Source organism: Pseudomonas sp. G5001 (assembly GCF_013385475.1).
GTDB lineage: Bacteria > Pseudomonadota > Gammaproteobacteria > Pseudomonadales > Pseudomonadaceae > Aquipseudomonas.
Genome location: NZ_JACAPZ010000011.1, coordinates 1 through 22115 on the forward strand (window position 1 = coordinate 1; position 22115 = coordinate 22115).

16 protein-coding genes are annotated in these 22115 nt (G+C 61.9%); 3 read left to right on the forward strand and 13 right to left on the reverse strand.

Annotated elements, in window-relative coordinates:
- Positions 1-222 precede the first annotated feature (222 nt).
- Genes HX805_RS10155 through HX805_RS10180 form a run of 6 tightly spaced genes read right to left on the reverse strand, consistent with a single transcriptional unit; the run spans position 223 to position 7483 of the window.
- The gene (locus HX805_RS10155; RefSeq protein ID WP_003216481.1) at positions 223-1620 is read right to left on the reverse strand and encodes a sigma-54 dependent transcriptional regulator; all 1398 of its coding nucleotides are present in this window, start codon (positions 1618-1620) and stop codon (positions 223-225) included.
- A complete protein-coding gene (locus HX805_RS10160) occupies positions 1610-3388 on the reverse strand; it encodes a HAMP domain-containing sensor histidine kinase (RefSeq protein ID WP_177027747.1) in 1779 nt (592 codons plus the stop codon). The genes HX805_RS10155 and HX805_RS10160 overlap by 11 nt, the downstream gene beginning before the upstream one ends.
- Complete coding sequence (locus tag HX805_RS10165; RefSeq protein WP_177080128.1) at positions 3388-4512, reverse strand: GNAT family N-acetyltransferase; 1125 nt, start codon at positions 4510-4512, stop codon at positions 3388-3390. Before HX805_RS10165 ends, HX805_RS10160 begins: the two co-directional genes overlap by 1 nt.
- 16 nt (positions 4513-4528) lie before the next feature.
- Positions 4529-5395, reverse strand: coding sequence for a carboxylesterase (locus HX805_RS10170; protein ID WP_003216475.1), 867 nt, complete (start codon positions 5393-5395; stop codon positions 4529-4531).
- Positions 5392-6786, reverse strand: coding sequence for an aspartate aminotransferase family protein (locus tag HX805_RS10175; RefSeq protein WP_003216473.1), 1395 nt, complete (start codon positions 6784-6786; stop codon positions 5392-5394). Before HX805_RS10175 ends, HX805_RS10170 begins: the two co-directional genes overlap by 4 nt.
- Complete coding sequence (locus HX805_RS10180) at positions 6779-7483, reverse strand: MtnX-like HAD-IB family phosphatase (RefSeq protein ID WP_008435530.1); 705 nt, start codon at positions 7481-7483, stop codon at positions 6779-6781. The genes HX805_RS10175 and HX805_RS10180 overlap by 8 nt, the downstream gene beginning before the upstream one ends.
- Before the next feature lie 230 nt (positions 7484-7713).
- Here HX805_RS10180 and HX805_RS10185 point away from each other — a divergent pair, with 230 nt between their 5' ends.
- Complete coding sequence (locus tag HX805_RS10185) at positions 7714-8484, forward strand: MipA/OmpV family protein (protein ID WP_177080127.1); 771 nt, start codon at positions 7714-7716, stop codon at positions 8482-8484.
- A 205-nt stretch (positions 8485-8689) separates the two neighbouring features.
- Here HX805_RS10185 and HX805_RS10190 read toward each other — a convergent pair whose 3' ends face one another.
- Both HX805_RS10190 and HX805_RS10195 read right to left on the reverse strand, forming a co-directional pair.
- Positions 8690-9343, reverse strand: coding sequence for a DsbA family oxidoreductase (locus tag HX805_RS10190; RefSeq protein WP_003216466.1), 654 nt, complete (start codon positions 9341-9343; stop codon positions 8690-8692).
- 62 nt (positions 9344-9405) lie between these two features.
- Entirely contained in the window at positions 9406-10425 is a 1020-nt protein-coding gene (locus HX805_RS10195; RefSeq protein WP_032899419.1) for an alpha/beta fold hydrolase, read from the reverse strand.
- A gap of 203 nt (positions 10426-10628) precedes the next feature.
- Between HX805_RS10195 and HX805_RS10200 the strand changes: the two genes are divergently transcribed.
- Both HX805_RS10200 and metR read left to right on the forward strand, forming a co-directional pair.
- Entirely contained in the window at positions 10629-16205 is a 5577-nt protein-coding gene (locus HX805_RS10200) for a dermonecrotic toxin domain-containing protein (protein ID WP_177116840.1), read from the forward strand.
- 96 nt (positions 16206-16301) lie between these two features.
- Positions 16302-17219: a transcriptional regulator MetR gene (gene metR / locus HX805_RS10205; protein WP_003216460.1), complete on the forward strand. Its 918-nt coding sequence runs from the start codon at positions 16302-16304 to the stop codon at positions 17217-17219.
- A gap of 113 nt (positions 17220-17332) precedes the next feature.
- Here the strand turns inward: metR and HX805_RS10210 are convergent, their stop codons facing one another.
- The 5 genes from HX805_RS10210 to HX805_RS10230 form a co-directional block, all read right to left on the reverse strand.
- Positions 17333-17743: an NUDIX domain-containing protein gene (locus tag HX805_RS10210; RefSeq protein WP_177116841.1), complete on the reverse strand. Its 411-nt coding sequence runs from the start codon at positions 17741-17743 to the stop codon at positions 17333-17335.
- Between the two features lie 48 nt (positions 17744-17791).
- Positions 17792-19138, reverse strand: coding sequence for an HD domain-containing phosphohydrolase (locus tag HX805_RS10215; protein WP_177116842.1), 1347 nt, complete (start codon positions 19136-19138; stop codon positions 17792-17794).
- Between the two features lie 182 nt (positions 19139-19320).
- A complete protein-coding gene (locus tag HX805_RS10220) occupies positions 19321-19593 on the reverse strand; it encodes a type B 50S ribosomal protein L31 (protein ID WP_003216453.1) in 273 nt (90 codons plus the stop codon).
- Positions 19594-19693: 100 nt separating this feature from the next.
- Positions 19694-21019 carry an APC family permease gene (locus tag HX805_RS10225; protein ID WP_177116843.1) on the reverse strand — a complete coding sequence of 442 codons (1326 nt, stop codon included), beginning with the start codon at positions 21017-21019 and terminating at the stop codon, positions 19694-19696.
- A gap of 228 nt (positions 21020-21247) precedes the next feature.
- Complete coding sequence (locus HX805_RS10230; protein ID WP_177116844.1) at positions 21248-22069, reverse strand: carbon-nitrogen hydrolase family protein; 822 nt, start codon at positions 22067-22069, stop codon at positions 21248-21250.
- Positions 22070-22115 lie beyond the last annotated feature (46 nt).

The window sequence follows — 22115 nt, forward strand, 5'->3', positions numbered from 1 at the left end:
CTGTGCTTTTGCTTTTGATCTTAGGCACCCCGTCAACCACGATGGCCGGAGTGCGGGCATGCCGAGCCTAAGCGAGGCACCGAGTGGCGGGGCAAAGACCTTTTACTTTTGGCTGGGCCGGCATTCCGGGCGTTTGCCAAAAGTGAGCCGCTGTAAGAGCGGAACCATAAGTCGCCGTTACCTAAATAACGGATATGCCCCCAAGCAACCGCTCAGCGCCCCCTAGCGAACAATCTTGTCCACCTGAATCCCCAGCTTCTTCAACCGATACCAAAAACTGCGCTCGGAAATCCCGATCTTCTGCGCCGCAGCAGCCTGCACCCCGTTGCTCTCCTGCAACGCAGCCATGATGTAAGCCTTCTCCACCTCAGCCAGCGCCGCATCCAGATCCTGCGGCACACCCGGCCCGTTGCTGAGTATCGCGCCCACCCCATCCTCAGCAGGCGTCGAAGCAAACAAATACGCAGGCAAATCAATATCCTCGATCACCGGCGTCGCCGCGACAATGGTCGCCCGCTCCACACAGTTCTGCAGCTCACGAATATTGCCCGGCCAGGAATACGCCGCCATGGCCTGCAACGCCTCGGGGCTGAAACCGGTGATGCGTTTGCCCGCCGTGGCACTCAAGGTCTGGGCAAAGTGCCGGGCCAGCGGCGCGATATCTTCCACCCGCTCACGCAAGGCCGGCAGCGGAATCGGAAATACGTTCAAGCGGTAGTAAAGGTCTTCACGAAACTCTTTGTTCGCCACCGCATCCAGCAAATTCTTGTTGGTGGCAGCGATCACTCGCACATCCACCTTGCGCTCGCGCGGGTCACCCACCGGCTCGATCACCCGCTCCTGCAAGGCCCGCAGGATTTTCGCCTGCAACGCCAACGGCATGTCACCCACCTCATCGAGAAACAACGTGCCCTTGTCGGCCTGCATGAAGCGCCCGACCCGATCCGCCACGGCGCCAGTGAAGGCGCCCTTGCGGTGGCCGAACATCTCGCTTTCCAGCAAGCCTTCGGGGATTGCCGCGCAGTTGACCGCCACAAACGGCTTGTCGGCGCGGTTGCCGTGTTTGTGGATGGCACGGGCGACCATCTCCTTGCCGGTGCCGCTTTCGCCCGTCAGCAGCACCGTAGCGTTGCTGTCGCGCACCGAGTCCACGGCGTGCAGCACGCGGCGGAACGCCGGGCTGTCACCCACCAGGCTGTCGAACTGCGCATGTTCATCCAACTCGGCACGCATGCGCGCGTTGTCGCGCATGATGTCGCGAAACTGCAGGGCCTTCGCCACCGTGATGTCCAGCTCGTCGATATCGAAGGGCTTGGCGATATAGTCGTAGGCGCCGTTGCGCATCGACTGCACCGCGTTCTTCACGGTGCTGTAGGCGGTCATCACGATCACCGGCAGTTGCGGGTAGCGCACCTTGATTTCCGCCAGCAGCGCCGGCCCGTCCATGCCGGGCATGCGCCAGTCGCTGATCACCAGGTCGATGTCTTCCTGCTCCAGCACCTTGAGCGCGTGCAGGCCGTTGCCGGCGGTAAACACCTGGATCCCACTCTGGCTCAAGGCCGACGAAAGCAAGTCACAGAGCTTGGGTTCGTCGTCAACTACCAATACGTTATGCGTCATCACCATCCTCATCATCGCCGTCGTCTGCACCCTGGGCCGGAATGTACAGGCTGAAGGTGGCGCCGGCATCTGTCTCGCTGACACATTCGATGCTGCCGTCATGACTTTCCATGATCGAGAACACTTTGGCCAGACCCAAGCCCGTGCCCGAGGCCTTGGTGGTGACGAATGGTGTGAAGATCCGCTCGATCATGTCCGGCGCAATGCCCTCGCCGGTATCGCCGATGCTGATCACCGTGTTGCCGCCCACGCTGTGGATGCCCAGGGTCAGGCGCCCGCCTCCGGGCATGGCGTCGATGGCGTTGAGAATCAGGTTCAGGCACGCCTGCTTGAGCTGCTTGGCATCGGCATAAATCGTCGCGCCGGGAGCCGCATCATCAATTTGCGCGTCGATGTTATGGGTCGCAAGCTCAGGCCCGCAGAAGCCGAGGATCTCCTCCACCACCGGGCGTGCCGCCTGCACGGTGCGCAGCGGTGCACTGGGTTTGGCGAAGTCGAGGAATTCGGTGATCAGGTCGTTGATCCGGCTGACTTCGCTGATCACGTATTCGAGGTGACGCTTGTCGGTTTCCGGCAAATCGGCGCGGCGATGCAGCAACTGGGTGGCCGTCTTGATAATGCCCAGCGGGTTGCGAATTTCGTGAGCCAGGCCCATGGCCACTTCGCCCAGTGCATGCAGGCGGTCGCGGCGGCGCAGTTGCGCTTCCAGGTGATGCAACTCACCGAGGCGCTCGGTCATGTGGTTGAAGGTGCTGCTCAGTTGCGCCAGCTCGTCGCCGCCGCTGACCGCCACACGGTGCTGATAGTTACCCGAGATCACCGCGCTGACGCCTTCGGACAGATCCCGCAATGGCCGGGTCAGGCGCTGGGACACCAGCATGCCCGCACCAAGGGACAACGCCGAGCTGAGCAGGAAGATCAACACGAACAGATTGCTCTGGTTCACCAGGCCCACCAGGCTGGTATGGCGCAGCAAGCCACTGAAGATCACCCCTTGCAGCTCGCCGGCATCGTTGAAGATCGGCCAGTACAAACCGCTGTAGTTGTTGGTGAATTGTTCGCTGGGTTGCTTGGTGCTGCGCAGCGCGGATTCGATACTCGAAGGAATCCGCGTGGGGTGATCGACGAAGCGCTGGGTGGAGAAAATCTCCGAAAACCCGGTGGGGTTGGCCAGGTACAAGCGCAGGTCGAGGGAATGCACATCGGCCACGCTGGTCAGGAAACTGCTGTCCAGATAAGTGGCCACCAGCAGTTGATAATCAACGCCGTCCTCGCTGGTCTCGAAGGTGGACACCACAACCCCGGTGGTCACGCCACCCACTTCGACCGTCTGCAACACCGCATTACTGGCCAGGTTGATTTGCTTGACGATGTCGTCGGCGGCGGTGGTAAACACGATTTTGTGGTCACTGCTGCGGATCAGCGCGACCACGTCGATGTCGGTGGCGGCGGCAATATCAGCGGTCAGCTTGTCGTGTTTCTCGGCCTGGCGCGACGACGGCGGCTTGGTGTAGCGCAGGAACAGTTGGGCAACCCGGGCGTTGTCGTGGAGGATGTCGCCGATCTCGTCCTTGACGATCTTGGTCGACTCCTGCAGCCAGATGCGCACGTTGCTGTCGAAGATCTGCGACAACGTCGTGGCGGCCAGCTCCGCCGCGATCATCGTCGGAATTACCGTCACCAGCCAGAACGCCAACACCAGCTTGCGCTGGACGCTCCAACGCGAAATGGCAAAGGGGCGGGCTTTTTGGCGGGTCTTGTTGATCATCAGGTTTCGCTTATCGCAGCAGCCATGGCAGGGTCGGATCGATCCGGTCGGAGAAACACTTTTGCAACGAACAGCGCACGGTTGACCAGCCAGTTACGGTGGCGGAAAAACATGCTGTTGCCCTGGAACTCGCAGCCCAGCAGCAACTTGCTGGCATAGCCGGCCTGACCACATTCATATAACGCAATATCGTTGCGAATACAGTAGTCGATGTTGGTTAACCAACTGCGCACCGCCAGGCTGTATTCGCGACTGTAGTCACTGTCTTCGCCGAAAAACTTGTCAATCAGGCGATCCTGGTTAAACAGGATCAGGTTGAACGCCACCAGTTGCTCGTCCACCCAATAAAGCACACAGACCGCACGTTCCTGCAGCTGTTCAAGGATACCGGTGAAATAGCCCGCCGGCAGTCGCTCGAACTGCAGGTCGGAGCGTTCCAGGGTGGCCTCATACAGCGCCATGATGCGCGGCAGTACGTCGTCGATGTTGCGTCGCCACTCGACACGCGGCCCCGGCGCACGCAGTTTGCGGCGCAGGTCCTTGCGGGTGGCTTTGTCCAGGGAACCGAGGTAGGCGTCCACTGAACCAAAAGGGATCGGCAACAAGGCCGTTGGCAGGCTGGGCATGCTCTGGAAACCCGCGCCTAGGCAGCTGTTTGACCAGCCTTCGTCCCTGGTCGGTGCATCCTTGACCGCCACCAGCCCGACGCCGAACGCATCGGCATCCCGGCGTGCGGCGGCGAGTAACTGCGCAAGCAACGCCTCGCGCCCGGATTCGGCAACATGACTGGCGACACCCGCATTGCACTGTTCCGCCACCGGCGAGCCGATGGCATACAGGCCCAGCTTCAAAACACCCGGCCACAGTCGCTCCAGGCGCTCGGTAAAGCGCTTGCCTACGCCTGACATGGTGGTGTCGAGGCGATAACGCGTAATGAACGCCGGCGCGACCGCTACCAGCGTTGCCTCGTCAAACACCGCGAGGTAGCGCCACTGGAAATCATCAATAGCGGCGTTTTCCACGGCCACGTAATAGTCCCAATCCTCCAGGGCATCGGGAAAACAGTCGTTCCAGGCACTGCGTTCGATGGCCCGAATGGTCGAAAAGGCTTGGGCGGTGATCACGTCAAATCCTTAGGGTTCAAGCCAGCTGTCGATAATCTTCAGGTGCCTCTGTGGCGTGTGCGTGCTGCCCGACAAACTCGGCACTCAACTCGATCACCCGACGGTATTGCAGGTCGACGGTGATCATGTGGTAGCAGTTGTCCAGCAGGATCTTGGTCACGGGGCCGCCGAGATGGCGTTCCACGTAATCGGCGTTCCAACGGCTGGTGATGTCATCCTCGATGGAATGCAGCACCAGGGCCGGGGTCTTGATCGATGGCATGAGCTTCTTCACCACGGCATTCATCCAGTGCAACTCGCGCACCGTGACGCCCTCCATGGTCAAGAGACCCGCCTCGCTGCTCTCCCCTTCCTTCATCTGCCGCTCGACGATCGCCCGCAGGCGCTCGTTCTTGATGCCGTAGGGCGGCTTTTCAGTAAAGCGGAACAGGCGCACACCGAAGGGAATACGGATCAGCAAGGGCGTGATGAACGCCATCTTGTTGATGCTCCAGCCGTCGTACTTCAACGTCGTGGAGTACATCAGCAAGCCGGCAACCTGGCCGGGGAACTGCGACGCCACGTACATCGACATCACCGCGCCCATCGACAAGCCGCCGACGAATACCTGCTCGTGGCGCTGTTTCACCGCGACGAAGGTCTTGCGCACGCCTTCGTACCAGTCCTGCCAGCCAGTGGCTTGCAGGTCGCTGTTGTCCCCGCAGTGGCCGGCCAGGGTCGGCACGTACACGGTGCAGTTACCGACCTTGGCCAACCCCTGGGCCACCCGACGGAGTTCCGTCGGGGTGCCCGTCAGGCCGTGGATCAACAGGATCCCAATCGGACCGCTACCGAGAACGAAGCCGGCATCACCTTCACCGAGGTCGATCTCGTGGCTGCTCACCGTTTGGTCGCTCGCACAAGCAGTTGCTCGAGCAGCTTCAGGCCCAGGTCGATTTCCGGGTAGCTGATTTCCAGCGACGGTGCCAGGGTGATCACGTTCTTGTAGTAGCCGCCCACGTCGAGGATCAGGCCGAGTTTCTGACCGTCAACCACCATGTCGCCCTTCATGCCTTCCTCGACCATGTAGTCCAGGGTCGCCTTGTCCGGAGTGAAGCCGTCCGGGCCGCAGATTTCGCAGCGCAGGGCCAGGCCCAGGCCATCGACGTCGCCGATGATCGGGAAGCGCTTTTGCAGCTCTTGCAGGCCGGCCAGGAAGTATTTGCCCTTGGCCATGACCATTGCGCCGTAATCGACTTCGCTGGTCATCTTGAACATTTCCAGGCCTACCGCGGTGCCCAACGGGTTGGACGCGAAGGTGGAGTGAGTGGAGCCTGGCGGGAAGATCTTAGGGTTGATCAACTCTTCCTTGGCCCAGATGCCGCCCAGCGGGTTCAGGCCGTTGGTCAATGCCTTGCCGAAGACGATCACGTCCGGCTTGACGTCGAAGTGTTCGATCGACCACAGCTTGCCGGTACGCCAGAAGCCCATCTGGATTTCGTCGACAACCATCAGGATGCCGTGCTGGTCGAGGACCTGCTTGAGCTCGCTGTAGAAGTTCATCGGCGGGATCACGTAGCCGCCGGTGCCCTGGATCGGCTCGACGTAGAAGGCGGCGTATTCGCTCTGGCCGACTTTCGGGTCCCACACACCGTTGTATTCGGTTTCGAACAGACGGGCGAACTGCTGCACGCAGTGGCTGCCGTATTCTTCCTTGGTCATGCCTTTAGGGCCGCGGAAGTGGTACGGGAACGGGATGAAGTTGGCGCGCTCGCCGAAGTGGCCATAGCGACGACGGTAGCGGTAGCTCGAAGTGATCGACGAAGCGCCAAGGGTACGGCCGTGGTAGCCGCCTTCGAAGGCGAACATCAGGCTCTTGCCGTTAGTGGCGTTACGCACCACCTTCAGGGAGTCTTCGATGGACTGCGAACCGCCCACGTTGAAGTGCACACGACCGTCGAGGCCGAATTTTTTCTTGGCGTCGACTGCGATCATTTCCGACAGCTCGATCTTGCCTTTGTGCAGGTACTGGCTGGCGATTTGCGGGAGGGTGTCGATCTGCTGTTTCAGCGCGTTGTTCAGGCGCGGGTTGGCGTAACCGAAGTTAACGGCCGAGTACCACATTTGCAGGTCGAGGTAAGCCTGGTCTTCGGTGTCCCACACGTAGGAGCCTTCGCAGCGGCTGAAAATGCGCGGCGGGTCGATGTAGTGAACGGTGTCGCCGTAGGAGCAGTACTTGGCTTCTTTATCCAGAAGAACCTGGTCTTCTGCGGTAGCGATGCGGATATCAGACATGGTGGAAGAGTTCCTGATTGTCGGAAGAGGTGCTGAAGGAGGTGGCGTTGGCGGCGATGCCCTGAGGCAGCTTGGCCAGCAATGCCGGCAGTTCGGCGAAGGTGTCGAACCGCGCGTAAGGGATGTTGTTGGTTTCGCAGTAGTCGGCCAGGCTGGCCTTGGCGAAGACGAAGTCGGCGGTGGAGGCCACGCACATGTCGGACTTGCCGTCGCCGATCACCAGCACGCGCTTGTTGCGCGGCGTGGACTTGCACTTGCAGTTGCCGGAGGCGGCACGGCAGGCGTCGCTGGCATACGGGAAGTCGATGCGCCAGCTGTTCTGGTCGACCTGGCGCAGGCGGTTGGCGAGGATCGGCAGCAAGGTCACGTAGTTGCGCGAGAGAATCCGCGCGATGCCTTGTTCGATGCCATCGCTGACCACTTCAATGGAAGCGCCCAGGCCCATGACGTGATCGACGAAGTCCGGGAAGTCCGGGTCGATCTCGACGCTGTCGAAATACGCCAGCAACTCGGCCGGGGTCGCCTTGATCAGCGCCAGTTGACGGCTCAGGCATTCGCGCGAACCGATGTGCCCATCCAGCCATTCCTGCTCGATGGTTTCCCACTCGGGGCCGGCGAAGCGTTGGAGGACGTTGTCGATGACGTCGGTAGGGGTGATAGTCCCGTCGAAGTCACACACGATATGCCAGTGGATCATCTGCATTTACCTATGAAGTAGGAGCGCGCTGTTGCGCTTGCAGAGTGCTAGAGCATGGACTGTGCCAAGTGCTCGCACCCCCTGTTTTCAAAGGGTTTGGCGGGTATTTGCATTTGGTTGTGTCGGAACTGGCTACAATTTTTGTAGCTTGCTACAACCTAGATGAGTGCTTGCCTAAGGTCGGGTGTTTGCGCGTTCATGCGCGCATGTTCACAAAAGGAAATGGCTCCATGTTCAGGGTTACTTTTGCTGTATTCACCGGTTTGCTGGGGCTGTGGGGCGTTTGCGGCGCTGCGCTGGCGGACGGAATTACCGGCGAGGTCGGCGCAGGCGTCAGCTATCAGCCCCACGATCCGACGGGCAGCCGCTACGAAACGCGGCCGATCCCGTATTTCGACCTGGATTGGGGGAGTGTCAGCCTGGGTACCGACGATGGGCTGACCTGGAGTGCCCTGAATACCCATGGCTTTACTGCCGGGCCTTACATCAACTACTTGCCGGGGCGGACGGCCAATGGGTCGCTGCGGGGCTTGCGTGATGTTTCGGATATGGCCGAGATCGGCGGCTTCATCCAATACGCTCCGGCTGAGTTCTGGCGGGTGTATGCGCAGGTGGGTCAGGCCGTGGGCGGGGCGCGTGATCAAAGCGGCGTGGTGGGCAAGCTCGGCGGCGAGTTGGGTTATCCGTTGGGGAGCGGCATTATCGGCAGCACCGGCCTGATGGCGCACTTTGCCGATGCCCGCCAGGCGCAGACGTTTTTCGGGGTGGATGCCAATGAGGCTGCGGCCTCCGGGTTTCGGCCGTATAACGCCAGTGCCGGGTTTCAGAACCTGACGTTGACGCAGAGTTTTGAGTTTCCTTTGGATGCGAAGTGGTCGCTGTTGACCAGTGCCAGTTGGATACACCTGGTGGGGTCAGCGGCCAATAGCAGCATCGTCAAGGAGACCGGGGATGTGAATCAGGGGCAGGTGCAGACGGCCATCAGCTATAAGTTTGATTGAAGCAACAGCAAAATCAAAGGCGGGCACGCTCCAAATGTGGGAGCGGGCTTGCTCGCGAAGGTCGTTAACGATGACTTGGGCCTCCTGATTCAACGCGGCGCCCTCTGGTTCTTCGCGAGCAAGCCCGCTCCCACATAAAGCGGCTCTGCTTTTGCTTCTAACACTCAGGTCGGCTGCTTTTTAATTTTTATCTGACAGCCCCCATTCAGCCCTTGGCCTCACTGATAATCTGCCGAATCGCCCCGACAAACGCCTCAGCCGGCTGCCCACCACTCACCGCGTACTGATCGTTGAACACGATGGTAGGCACAGAAGTCACCCCGCGAGACACCCACAACTGCTCCTGCTCCCGCACCTCGGCGGCATATTCGTCCGAAGCCAGAATTTCCTCTGCCCGCACACGATCCAGCCCAACACCCTCGGCAATCCCCGCCAACGTCCCGTGATCAGACGGATCCTGCTGGTCAGTGAAATACGCCTTGAACAATGCTTCCTTGAGGTTGTACTGCAACCCCTCAAGCCCCGCCCAATGCAACAGACGATGGGCATCAAACGTGTTGTAGATACGACTCTGCCCGTCCGTACGAAACGCAAAACCCAACTCCGCCCCCATATCACGAATCCGCGCCCGGTTAGCCTGGGACTGCTCAGCCGTGGAACCGTACTTTTCAGTGATGTGCTCGGTAATGTTCTGCCCTTCGGCAGCCATGTTGGGGTTCAGCTCAAACGGCTGGAAATGAATCTCGGCCTGCACCTCCGGACCCAGTTGGTCCAGGGCCTCGGTCAAGCCACGCAGGCCAATGATGCACCAGGGACACGACACGTCGCTGACGAAATCGATTTTCAGGGGAGTACTCATGACTAGGCAACCTCGCTGGCATTAAACGCCGGAAAGGTCCCACGATACACCCCGTCAAGCCCTTACAAAACCTTCGCAGGCACCACCGGGTCGATCTGCGCCCAATGCGCCGCATCCTGCCGATGCGCTTGCAAGTAGGGCAAGACCGCCGCCAGCAACGGCGCCTTGAACGCCTCCTGGAAACGATGGGCCAGCCCCGGAATCAGCCGCAACTGGCTGCCCTGGATATGCGCCGCCAGGTGCACCCCATGCATCACCGGCAACAACGGATCGGCCGTGCCATGCACCACCAGCGTCGGCACCCGCAGTTGATTGAGCAACGGCACCCGGCTCGGTTCGGCAAGGATTGCCATGATCTGGCGCTTCACACCGTCAGGGTTGAACGCCCGGTCGTACGACTGCGCCGCCTGCTGCAACAGCACCTTGCGATCATCCTTCACATAAGGACTGCCCAGCGCCGCCAGCAGGTCGGCCTGTTGTTCCAGGGCCACTTCACGATTGGGCGCGCTGCGGCGCGACAACAGTTGCACCAGCGCCGCACTCGGTGCCGGCAGGCCTTCGGCGCCGGAGCTGGTCATGATCAGCGTGAGGCTTTCCACTCGTTGCGGCGCCATGGCCGCCAGGTGCTGGGCGATCATGCCGCCCATGCTCGCGCCCAGCACGTGGAATTGCTGGATGTGCAAGCCGTCCATCAAGCCCAGTGCGTCGTCCGCCATGTCGGTCAGGGTGTAGGGCGCCGCCACCGGCAGGCCGAGCTTGTAGCGCAGCACTTCAAAGGTCAGGTTGGCGCTGGCCGGTGCCTGGCGCCAGGTGGACAGCCCAACATCACGGTTGTCATAACGAATCACCCGAAAGCCCTGCTCACACAGGGCCACCACCACTTCGTCCGGCCAGTGGATCAACTGCCCGCCCAGGCCCATCACCAGCAGCAAGGCCGGGTCGGAGGCACGACCAATGCTCTGGTAGGCCAGGCTCACCTGTTCCAGATCAACCCGTTCAGTCGGGACATTCACATCACATCGAGAAGCCGCAAAGGACGGCAGGCCGAATAACAGAGCGGCCATGAAAAACAACACGCGCATGAAAAACACCGAAACGCAGAACCCCAGTAGAGCGCGAGTCTGATGAACTTTGTACAAGCGCGCTGCCACAGTTCAGTGACAGTTTGATGAAGGGCGCCCAACGGTCATCCGCGTATCTATCTATCACCTCACGCCCTGGCCCCGCCTTTTTAATGGTGCATTCACCGGCAAGCCCGGTCTCACCAGAGCATGAACACACCATCATGAGTGACCTCACCCTACTTCCCCCGTCTGCCACCCTGAGCGACTTCGCCTCACCGTCGCTTCCAGGCCAGGCCCGCCTCCAGGACCAGAGCCTGTCCCTGCAAGCCTCAGCGCGCTGGCGCGAAAGCCAACAGGAGCTGCATCAACTGATTGCCCAGGCACCCGGCGTGCGCGACTCCATCGAACAACTGCTCACAGAGCATTGGCAACTGGGCGCCGCACCGGTCGGCCTGGGATTTCTCAAGACCGAAGATCACGACGAGCACTTCGTCAGCCTGGCGGATGCCTGGGGATTTATCTGCCAGTTTCCAGACATCTCCCCCACCCTGGATGCCCGCAGCACCGTGGTCGGCCTGGCGTCCCACCGCCTGTCAGCCCTCACGCCCGTGCAATTGCTCAAGCGGCTCCAGGCACTGGGCCTGGGGAAACTGCTCAGCGCCCGCTGGGAAAACTATTGGAGTACCCGGGCGCCGGGTACGCCGTTGTCCCGTCGCGAGCGGGCGGCACAACTGTACTGCCAGCATTTCGAGGCCTGCGGGCAATCGGCCTATGCCCAGGGAAGGCTGGGTGCCCAACAACTGATCTCGTTGCAGACAGTGCTCAACCCGGTCACCACCCCCAATGGCGTACGCCCCGTCGAGACCTGCCAGCTGGCGTTGCTGCTGCCCGACCAGAGCAAGGTCAAATTGGCTGGCGCCTGGGTCATCTCCGTGGGCCAGGAGCCGCTGTTGACACAAACCCTGTACCTGCCCTGCCGGCAACCCGGCGTGATGGTCTTCAGCCAACGCCGCGACATGGAGCAGTGGCTGGTCGCAGCGCATCAGCAACTGATCCCGCCGGACGTCGCGGCTGACGCTGTCACCGTCGAATACAGCTCGCGCACCGAACCCCTGGAGCACGGCATTCTGGACCTGCTGTCGCACCTGCACGCGGCTCAGCTGGAAAGCCTGCGCAACCGTCATCGCAATGGCAGTGACCTGGCCCGTTACGCCAGCCATGCCCTGGATGATGCCGACCGCCTGGACAGCCAGCGCCGGGAAATCCCGATGCTTATCGCACCGCATCAACCGGCAGATACGCCCGGCCCGGACGCTGACGACCTGCCTCCTGCCCTGCCCTTCGGCCACCTCAGCGCCGACATTGCCCTGGGCCAACGCTGGGCCGCGATCAGGCTGCAACGCAGCGCACTGGAGCGCTTCCTGGGCGATGGCCCTGAGCAAACCGCCCGGCTGGCGCAGTTGAAGGGTTTGATGCAGGCGCTGAAAGACGCAGAGCAGGCCGGCAATGATGCCGCCAGCGGCCTGCTGGCAAAAAAAGCCGCCTTCGATCAACTTGAGCTGCGGCAAAAACCCAATCCGGACTATGACGCGCTCTACCAAGCGCGGCTCGCCGCCCTGCGCGCCGAGGGCGCCATCCAGCATGCGCTCCAGCAGATCAGCGATGAAGAACACGGCCTGCTCCTGGCCGTCACGGAACACCCAGCGGCCCCGGAACGCCGCCCGGCTGTCGCGGTGACCCGCCTGATCCTCTCCAGCCGTGACCCAAGGGAAGGTTCCGAGGAGCTGACAGGCCTGTTGCTCATCACCCAGACCAGCGCGCTGACCTCTTCGGTGCCCCACAGCCTGTTGCTGTACTGGCCAGGCAATGCAGGGGGCCTGCAGCGTTTCGAATCCCGCCAAGCCCTGGAACACTCGCTGTTCAAGCTGTCGAGCGAAGCGCAGGACGTCACCCTGCAATTGTCGCTGCTGACCGGCGACCCGATTGAATACTCGTTGCAACAGCAGCTGTACGCCAGCGAACAACAGGCGTATGCGCTGATTTCCCTCTTCCCGGTGCCTCCGTTCGGCCAGGAGCGAACCGAAGGCCTGGACAAACTCAAAGAGCAAACCCTGTTTACCCTGCAAACCCCGGTGTGCCCGGCGCGGGAACTGGCGTATGGACAACTGCTCGAGCAACAACGCAGCAGCACCCTGGCCGGGGCACTGCCTGGGGAGTTGAGCCAGTTGCCGGCAGATGAACGCCTGGCACTCAAGCACCTGATTCAAGCGCAGATCAGCGCCCTGCATCGCTCGCAGCAATTGCTCGAACGCGAGCTGGAACCTTTCGACGATTTCGGCCAGCGCCGCCTGGACCAACGCCTGCGCGAAGACTTCCAGCTTGAACACACCTGGTCGGTGCAACTGGACCTGCCCGACACGGTAAGCCAGGAGCGCGAATACCTGTCCGAATACGCGGGCCCGGGTACACCGTTCAAGTATGTGACGGTGCCCAGTGCCCGCCGCAGCACCCTGTCATTGTTGCAACTGGCCCAGCAAAACATCGACCCGACGCTGGCCCAGCGCCTGACCTACATGAAGCTCGATGTCTCCGGCCCCAATGCCCCTGAAACCACCCGGCTGACCACCGGCCTGTCCCTGGAATACCTGAAGACCCTAGTCAAGGAGCTGGACCTCGCCGGGGCCTACGAAAGCTTGATCACCCGCACCTTCCTCGGTGATCCCGCGGCGGCGCCTTTCACCACGCAGCACCGTCGCGAATGCCTGGCCGAGCCGCTGCGCCTGATGCTCATGCTGCTAGGCAAACGCGCGCGGGCCCTGGGGCGATTCGACGACAACGATCTGCGGCTGCTGAACATCGCCATCGACGCCGACAACGCGGATGCCTGGCAGGTGGAAGACAAGAAAATCGTGCTACTGCCGGCCACCCTGAGTGCGGGCGGTGAAGATACCGACTTCGGTCCGACCACCCTGTCAGGGGTCACCTTCATCCAGGAACAAATCTCCGGCACAACCCTGCTGTACCTGCCAAACAGCCCGGACAACCAGGACCTGCGGCGCTACGCGAGCCTGGAACTGGCCCGCAAGGCGCTCTACGACCTCAGCCTGGTCAGCGGCATGAGCGCCTACCTGGCCGGCCTGGCCATCAAGGGCGACACCGCCGCCCACCTAACCCGGATCGCCCAGGCCCAGCAACGGAATTTTGATCCGGTCTTTGCCGTCGGAACCCCGTGGCCGGCCACCACCTCGCTGGCCGCCCATTTGCTGAACGCCCATATGGGCCGCGTCATAGAAGCGCACCGCGCGACCTCGCGCTCCAACGCGGCCTTGTTGCTGGAGCAGAATGCGCTGCGCGCCGGGCTGATCTTCAACTACCTGAAAATCGCCCTGGGGCTGGTGCCTTTCGTGGGTTCGGTCGTCGCGTTGTATGACGCCTGGTCCAGTGCCAACCTGGCCACTGCTGCGTTCCTGCGCGGGAACGTCGGCCATGGCCTGGCCGAGGTCGAGGCGGTGCTGTTGTCGCTGATCGACTGCGCCATGGACATTCTGCCGGGCAGCCTCGTCCTGCCGGTCAACGCCCGCGCCGCCACGCGCCAGCGTCAATTGCGCCATCTGGCCAGCAGCGCCGCCAGCCTGCACCTGCCCTCGGTCACCCAGGCTCGGCGGGCGGCACAGCGTTTCGCCGGTTATGAATATGAAGGAGTGATCTCGCTGGCCGGGCTGCAACCGCAGACCCACGGTTTTTATCGCAATGTGTACCGGCATACCGAAGGCGACTTCATCATGCGGCGCGGGCGCATCTATCAGGTTGAGCTGGCCGGCGATCCCCTGGACTGGCGCCTGAGCCCGACCCGCAGCAAAACCTACAAGCAGCCGATTGCCCTGGATGAAAACGGCGAATGGGACACTCACTACGGCGTCTACGGCAGCGCATTCAAGGGCGGCCTGGCGGGTGGCGGCAGCGTGCTCGGGCATATGGCCGAAGTGCTTGATCCGATCTGGCCCCAGTCGATCCGTGATTACTTGCCACGCTGGTGGACCGACCGCGCCCTGCGCCGCCAACAGGCGCTGGCCAACAGTATCAACAGCCGCGAAGACCTGATTGCGCTCTCCATTAACCGAACCGAAGAACTGATGGCCCGCACCGACAGCGCAGGCCCGGCGATCCGCAGATCCTTCGAGCAGGACATCGAACTGTACAGCCGCCAGTATCAGGAACTGACGGAGTTCGTGCCCTTTACCAGCGGCAACCGCCAGCGCGCGATCAGAGAGGACATGAGCCGCAATGCGGCGCGCCTGACCCTGACCACCCTGAACCGGGCGCGCTATCACTTCAAGCAGATCGAGGCACGGATCCTGGAGCTTGGAACCCATAACATGACCGCTATCTCCCCCGAGGTTTTCGACACCTTGGCAATCGTTCCCGCCATGCTGGAGATCCTGCGGCAGCGTAAAAGGATCAGCAGCGAGATTCTGCGTGACCTGGACCGGATCGATGCCGACTTTTCCCAGTTCAACCGCTGGTTCGATCAGGTTACCGATGCCGCCCACCGTACCCGGCTAAGCCCGATGCTGGAGCAATTCCGACGTACGCTCAATGACAGCTACCGCACGCACCTGAAATTCTTACACCGCTTCGATACCCTTGAGACTTACCCCGAAGTTGCCGAGCTGTCTTGGTTCTACTTGCGGGCCCAGGCCCGGGACAGCTACGCCAAAGTCAACCGGGCATGGGCTTCGCATTTTGAACTGCCCAACGCCAGCGCCAACATCACACAGCGGCGCAAGGTGCTGGAAGACTGCATACAGGCCTATGAACAATTCCGGCTGACCATCCGCACCTGGAACCTCGGTTACCCCCAGCATTTCGACCAGGCGCAACTCAGTGCGTTTTTCGTCGACATTGACCAGATGATCGAACTCGCCCGCCGGGCCATCAAGGAGTCGCCGGCAAGCCGCCCACCGGCCGGGCAACCTGTACGGCGGGTATTCGACACCGAGGACAATATTTCCCTGGTGGGCACCGAGAGCATCGACCCACAAACCCAAGCCACCACTTACCAGGTTGAGAGCGCCAGCGGGCGCGTCGAGACCTGGGTGAAGGGCCCCGGCGGCAAGTCCCGGCTCAAGGACAATGCCGCCTCGGAACCCGCGCCGCCGGAGTCCAACGTCAAGCCGTTCGTGGTGAGCGAAGCCAGGGCTCGCCTGGACAACGTCGCGCTGTACGAAAGCCGCGCCACCGCCTACACCGAGCAAAAAATGCTGCCGGTGGACCTGGAGCACCTGCTGGTCAGCGAAGCGGCCGAGTTGAACCTGCGGGCCAATCGCCTGGAACGCCTGGACCCTACCGAGGACCTCGTGCGCCAACTGCGGGCCAAGGCCATGGAGCTGACCATCAAGGGCCGCAACCTGCGAATCCGCCAAACCCTCGCCAGCAAAACCCCCACCGAAGGCTATCTGGACTACCTTCGCGAACAACGGGTGGTGGAGATTCGCAAGGGCGAACCGGCCCGCAACCTCAATGAAGGCAAGAAAGGACGGGCGGATTATCTTCAGGAATACGTGGTTCAGGACCTGACACAAACGCCGCCCGCCACCCTGTGGTACGCGCACTTTCATTACGACAAGGCCGGGGCGCAGTTCGACGAGTTCATCAAGGCCCACTTGAAGATTCCCGAGCAGCGCAACCTGGGCCTGCAATGGCAAGTCGCCCAGGCGCAAGCCGGGGCCGCGGTGGACCCTATCTGGCGCGGCAATATCGGGCGAGCGCTGGCCACCCGGCACTTTGCCGGGGTGTGAGGCGGCGGGACTTGAGCACGACGGTCGACAGGCCTATCAACATGAGACAAACTCAACCGATCCGAATTTGTCACAAGTTATATTCATGGAGACCCCGTGCTCGAAATCCGCCATCTCAAGACCCTGCACGCCTTGCGCGAAGCCGACAGCCTGGTGGAGGCCGCTGAGCGCCTGCACCTGACGCAATCAGCACTCTCCCACCAGTTCAAGGAACTGGAAGAGCGCATGGGCATGCAGTTATTCGTGCGCAAGACCAAGCCGCTGCGCTTCACCAGCGCCGGCCTGCGCCTGCTGCAACTGGCGGACGCCACCCTGCCCTTGCTGCGCGGTGCCGAACGCGACATCGCGCGCCTGGCCGGCGGCACGGCCGGGCGTTTGCACATGGCCATCGAGTGCCACAGTTGCTTCCAGTGGTTGATGCCGACCATCGACCAGTTCCGCGATGCCTGGCCGGAAGTCGAGCTGGACCTGGCCTCCGGCTTCGCCTTCGCGCCGCTGCCGGCCCTGGCCCGTGGCGACCTGGACCTGGTGGTGACCTCGGACCCGCTGGAGCTGCCGGGCATCACCTATGTACCGCTGTTCACCTACGAAGCCATGCTCGCCGTGGCCAACCAGCACCCGCTGGCGAACAAGCCGTACATCGTGCCCGAAGACCTGATCAGCGAAACCCTGATCACCTACCCGGTGGAGCGGGATCGCCTGGACATCTTCACCCGCTTCCTGGAACCGGCGGATGTAGAACCGGCCCAGGTGCGCACCTCGGAACTGACGGTGATGATGATGCAGTTGGTGGCCAGCGGTCGCGGCGTGTGCGGCATGCCCCATTGGGCGCTGCATGAATACAGCTCCCGGGGGTATGTGAAGGCCAAGCGGCTGGGGGAGAAAGGTTTGTTTGCCACGCTGTACGCCGGGATTCGCGCCGACATGCTGGACGCGCCGTACATGCGTGATTTTCTGCTGACGGCCAAGGACACCTCGTTTTCGACCCTGGACGGCGTCAGCGCCGTTCGCTGACCTGTAGCGGATACCTGTGGCGAGGGAGCTTGCTCCCGCCGGGCTGCGCAGCAGACCCAAAAATCCTGGGGCCGCTTCGCGCCCCAGCGGGAGCAAGCTCCCTCGCCACAAGATCAGGCAGGGATCAGCGACGCGCGATAGAACGGCAGAACCAAATCCCGGGTCAGCGGCGCAAGCTGCAAACCGCCGTCGCCCGCCGGGTCGATCCAGCACACCTCTTCAATCTCGGCAGCCGGCATCACCGCCACGTCGATGTGCACCTGGAACAAATCGGCCTGCACCACGAACCCCGGCTCATTCGCCGCCGGCGCAGAGAACTGCCCAAGGTACACAGCCGCCGCCGGATCAATCCGCAGGCCCAGTTCTTCGTGCAGCTCACGGGCCAAAGCCTCTGCGGGTTGCTCGCCGGCATCGATCTTGCCGCCCGGCTGCATGAAGGCCTGGGTGCCGCGCTTGCGTACCAGCAGGGTCTGGCCGTCGCTGCCGATCAGCAGGGCGGCGGCGATGCGAATGGTGGAGGTCATGAAAAGGTCGCCTTGAATACAAAGGCGCAAGGATCCCATGAACCGGTCTCACCCCGAAAGCAGTGCCTCATCCGGCTCCTTGATGAACACGCTGTACTTCGCCCCTTCCATGGCCTCGAACGCAATCAGCTTGTCCACCAGCGGTAGGTTCAACACCTTGCCGGCGTTGAGCAGCAGCATGCCGTTGTCGGCGTTGAGGTTGCGCGCCAGCACCATGCCTTCGGCGAGTTCGCGGGTGCTCAGGACCTTGACCGACGGGTCGCCCAGGGTCACGTCGCTGAGGAACGCGGCGCAGGCCTGGACGAAGTCCTCGACCATGTCCGGGTCGTAAAGGCGCCCGGCGTATTTGCGGATGTAGAGCAGCGCTTCGTCGCTGTTCATCTGCCGCTCAAGGATCAAGCCGCGTTGCAATTCGATGAAGTCCACCGCCAGTTTCAACAGGCGCGAACCTACAGGTATTGCTTCGCCCTTGAGGTGGTCGGGAAAGCCGCTGCCGTCCCAGCGTTCCTGGTGATGGCGGATCAAGCGTGCCGCGTCTTTCATCGGTTCCAGGGTCATCAGCAACGATTCGCTCTGGGCCGGATACGCCCGGTACCGCTCACGGTAGGTGCTGTGCAGCAGGTCGCTGGGAGAGACCATCATGTTGTCGCTCCAACTCAACTTGCCGATGTTGTAGAGCGCGGCGGCCATGGTCAGGTCGCGATTGCTGGCCTCATCCAGGCCGCGGCCGTGGCACCAGGTGCGCACCAGCTCGATGATCTGCCGGTTGGTTTGCTTGGCTCGGGGCAAGCGCAGGTTGGCCAGCAGCGAGAACACTTCGGTGCCGGTGGCGTAGCTGTGTTTGAGTTCTTCGTAGGCCAGGTCGAGCATGTCAGCGGTTTGCTGCAGCTCGCTGGTGCGTGAGGCCACGCGTTTTTCCAGGCTGGCGTTGAGTTGCTTGAGTTCGTCGTTCTGCTGGCGGGTCAATTGCTCCAGGCGCAGGCGCTCACGCTCGGAGTGTTGATGGGCCAGGGATTGCCGCAACGCCAGCAGCAGTTCTTCGTCTTTCCAGGGTTTGCTCAGGTAGCGGTAGATCTGCCCTTCGTTGATGGCCTTGATGATCAGCGTCAGGTCGGTTTCACCGGTCAGCAGGATGCGCACGGTGTGCGGGTAATCATGGTGGATCTGCGCAAGCAGGGTGGCGCCGTCCATGTCCGGCAGGCGCGCGGCACTCATCACCAGGTCGACGGGTTGCTGCGCCAGAATCGCCAGCGCGTGAGCGGCGTCGGTGGCGCTGCATAATTCAAAGGGTTCCAGGCGCAGCAACTGCGTCAGGCGGTCCAGCACGTCCGGGTGTGCGTCAATCAACAGCACTACCGGGCGGTCGGGATTTGCGAAGGTCACTGACTCTCCCATGGGGCACCTCGTATAGCGTCGATGTGCGTGTCCTACGGTCAAGGTAACAGCCTCCTGGCCATTACCCAGCAGTTTAGTCGGTTTTTCTTTGCAGTGATGGCCTTGCGACATCACTTCGTCAGATGGGCATAAAAAAGGGCCACTTCATTGAATGAAGCGGCCCTGAGGTAACGCGCGGTGCATCACGCCTCGGCGGTTTTACCGGCCGAACCAAACGACGCAAATCGCTTGTTGAAGCCGGCGATGCGGCCTTCGGACTGGGTCTTGCGCTGTTGGCCGGTGTACACCGGGTGCGAGGCGCTGGACACGTCCAGGAGCACGTAGGGATAGGTATTGCCGTCGCTGTGTTGTTGCGTACGGTCGGTTTCCACGGTGGAACCGATCAGGAAGAAAACGTCGGCGGCGGTGTCATGGAACAACACGGTGCGGTAGTCGGGGTGGATACCAGGTTTCATAAGGCCTCCGGGGCGTCTGGGTGAACATCAAGTGTTATACAGTAACACAAATGATGCACCCAAACGAGAACCGATTGCAATAAGAATAGACCCCGAGCTTCTATGCGGCTTCCTGGAAGTCCATTTCCGGGGGCTGCCGGGAGAAGCCCCGCGTCAGGAAACCCAGGTACAGCAGGCCAATCGCCAACCAGCTCAGGCCCAGGTAAATCGCCAGGTGATCAAGGCTGACCATCAACCACAAATCCGCCACCAGGCCGATGGTCGGGAACACCAGGAACAGCACCAACTCCCGCAAACCGCGCTGCTTGGCACCGATCCAGTAGTGGAAGATCACCGACAGGTTCACCAGGCTGAAAGCCAGGAACGCACCGAAGTTGATGAACGAGGTGGAGGTGGTGACGTCCAGTCTCAACGCCAGTAACGCAACCACCGCGCACAGCAGGATGCTGTTGACCGGCGTACCGAAGCGCGCGTGCAAGGTACCGAAGAACGACTTGGGCAACACCCCGTCGCGCCCCATCGCAAACAGCAACCGCGAACCGCTGGCCTGCGCCGACAGCCCCGAGGCGAACTGGCCGACGATCAGGCCGATCAGGAAGATCGACACAAACAGGTCGCCGCCAATGTTGCGGGCAATCTCGTAGGCGGCAGAATCCACGTCGGTGAACTCAAACGATGGGTGGGCGATCTGCACGAAGTACGACACACCGACGAAGATCAGCCCGCCGATCAGGGTGATCAGCATGATCGCCCGGGGAATCGTGCGGCGCGGGTCGCGGGTTTCTTCGGTCAGGGTGCTGACCGCGTCAAAGCCCAGGAACGAATAGCAGGCGATCGCCGCGCCGCTCATGATCAACGGCATTTGCATCTGGCCGTTGAAGAACGGGGTGATGGTCCACAGCGGCTTGCTCGCATCACCGCCGATGTAGTGGATGCACAGCGCGACGAAGGCGACCAGCACCAGGAACTGCACCAGCATCAGCAAGGCGTTGATGCCGTTGGCGAGTTTCAGGCCGATGATGTTGATCACACTGGTGACCCCGATAAACGCCAGTACCCAGACCCATTGCGGCACGGCCGGGAAGGCCGAATGCAGGTAGGCCGCGCCGATCAGCCAGATGGCCATGGGCAGGAACAGGTAGTCGAGCAACACCGCCCAACCGGCGATAAACCCGAGCTTGGGGCTGATGGCCTTGCGCACATAGCTGTAGGCGGACCCGGCCACCGGGAACGCCGAGGCCATGCGGCCGTAGCTCATGGCGGTGAAGAACATCGCCACCAGGGCGGCCAGGTAAGCGGCCGGGACCATGCCGGCGGTGGATTGCGCCAGGATACCGAAGGTGCCCAGGACAATGTTCGGTGTCATATAGGCGATGCCAAACAGCACCACCGACCCTAACGACAGGGTGCGTTGCAAACGAGCCATGAGCGATTCTCCGCGCAATTATTAGATTTATGGCAGAACTGAAGTCGGTGCAGCGAACGCAATAATTTTTATGGTTGAAGCAGCTTTTTGGTGAAATGCAGCTTCTGTGGCGAGGGGGCTTGTCCCCCGTTGGGCTGCGAAGCGGCCCCAGAAAAAGCGGGAGCGCTTCGCACTCCAACGGGGGACAAGCCCCCTCGCCACAACAGCATCCTTGCCACGAGACCCGTGTCAGGGCTTGGGGATCAACAATTCCCGCGTCCCGTCCTCGCGCTCAATCACCTCCCCCGGCAATTTCAAGCGCTGGTCATCCAGGTAGCGATAGTCCTGTCGCGCCGCCGCCAGTTGCCCCAGGTCCAGTTCAACCCTGAACTGCCCTTCCTCGCGCCCGGCTTCAAACAGCAAGCTGCCGAACGGGTCGACCAGCGCACTGCCACCGGCGAACATCAGGCCGTCGTCGCCCTCTTCCACTCGGTTGACCATCAGCGCGAACGCCTGGTTTTCCTGGGCGCGGGCCATGATCGCAGTGCGGTGGGTGGGGCCGTACGGGTCCATGTTGCCGTTGGTGACGATCAACACTTCAGCGCCCAACTGCGCCAGGGCCCGGGCGGTTTCCGGGAATTCGATGTCGTAGCAGATCAACAGGCCAACTCGCACGCCGTTCCACACGCAGGTGGCGTAGCGGTCACCCGGGGTGAAGACGCCGCGGTCCGAGGCCCACAGGTGGGTCTTGCGATAGCGCAGGGCGATGCCGTCCGGGGTGATCATCAAGGTGGTGTTATAGAATTGGCCCGCGTCGCTCTCGGCCATGCCGATCACCACGGCGATATTGCGCGCACGGGCGGCCTGGATAATCGCCTGCACGGTCGGGCCGTCCACCGGCTCGGCCACCTCGGCCACGGTGCCGGCAGTCGGGAAGCCCATCAGGTGGGTTTCCGGGAATACGACCAATTGGGTATCCGCCGCACACGCAGCAATTGCCGCCAACGCGCGCTCAAGGTTGTAAGCTGTGCCGTTATCGCGGCCTGCCAGCTGGGCAAATTCGACCTTCATGGTTATTCCTTGTTCTTTATCTGTGGCGCAGTATGCGCAGCCGCGA

Excerpts from the sequence above, each read along its gene's own strand:
- HX805_RS10200 (WP_177116840.1), top strand. The coding sequence starts at position 10,629 with ATGAGTGACCTCACCCTACTTCCCCCGTCTGCCACCCTGAGCGACTTC.
- HX805_RS10185 (WP_177080127.1), top strand. The coding sequence starts at position 7,714 with ATGTTCAGGGTTACTTTTGCTGTATTCACCGGTTTGCTGGGGCTGTGG.
- HX805_RS10215 (WP_177116842.1), bottom strand. The coding sequence starts at position 19,138 with ATGGGAGAGTCAGTGACCTTCGCAAATCCCGACCGCCCGGTAGTGCTG.
- HX805_RS10210 (WP_177116841.1), bottom strand. The coding sequence starts at position 17,743 with ATGACCTCCACCATTCGCATCGCCGCCGCCCTGCTGATCGGCAGCGAC.
- HX805_RS10160 (WP_177027747.1), bottom strand. The coding sequence starts at position 3,388 with ATGATCAACAAGACCCGCCAAAAAGCCCGCCCCTTTGCCATTTCGCGT.
- HX805_RS10195 (WP_032899419.1), bottom strand. The coding sequence starts at position 10,425 with ATGCGCGTGTTGTTTTTCATGGCCGCTCTGTTATTCGGCCTGCCGTCC.
- HX805_RS10180 (WP_008435530.1), bottom strand. The coding sequence starts at position 7,483 with ATGATCCACTGGCATATCGTGTGTGACTTCGACGGGACTATCACCCCT.
- HX805_RS10155 (WP_003216481.1), bottom strand. The coding sequence starts at position 1,620 with ATGACGCATAACGTATTGGTAGTTGACGACGAACCCAAGCTCTGTGAC.
- HX805_RS10190 (WP_003216466.1), bottom strand. The coding sequence starts at position 9,343 with ATGAGTACTCCCCTGAAAATCGATTTCGTCAGCGACGTGTCGTGTCCC.
- HX805_RS10230 (WP_177116844.1), bottom strand. The coding sequence starts at position 22,069 with ATGAAGGTCGAATTTGCCCAGCTGGCAGGCCGCGATAACGGCACAGCT.
- HX805_RS10220 (WP_003216453.1), bottom strand. The coding sequence starts at position 19,593 with ATGAAACCTGGTATCCACCCCGACTACCGCACCGTGTTGTTCCATGAC.
- HX805_RS10175 (WP_003216473.1), bottom strand. The coding sequence starts at position 6,786 with ATGTCTGATATCCGCATCGCTACCGCAGAAGACCAGGTTCTTCTGGAT.
- HX805_RS10225 (WP_177116843.1), bottom strand. The coding sequence starts at position 21,019 with ATGGCTCGTTTGCAACGCACCCTGTCGTTAGGGTCGGTGGTGCTGTTT.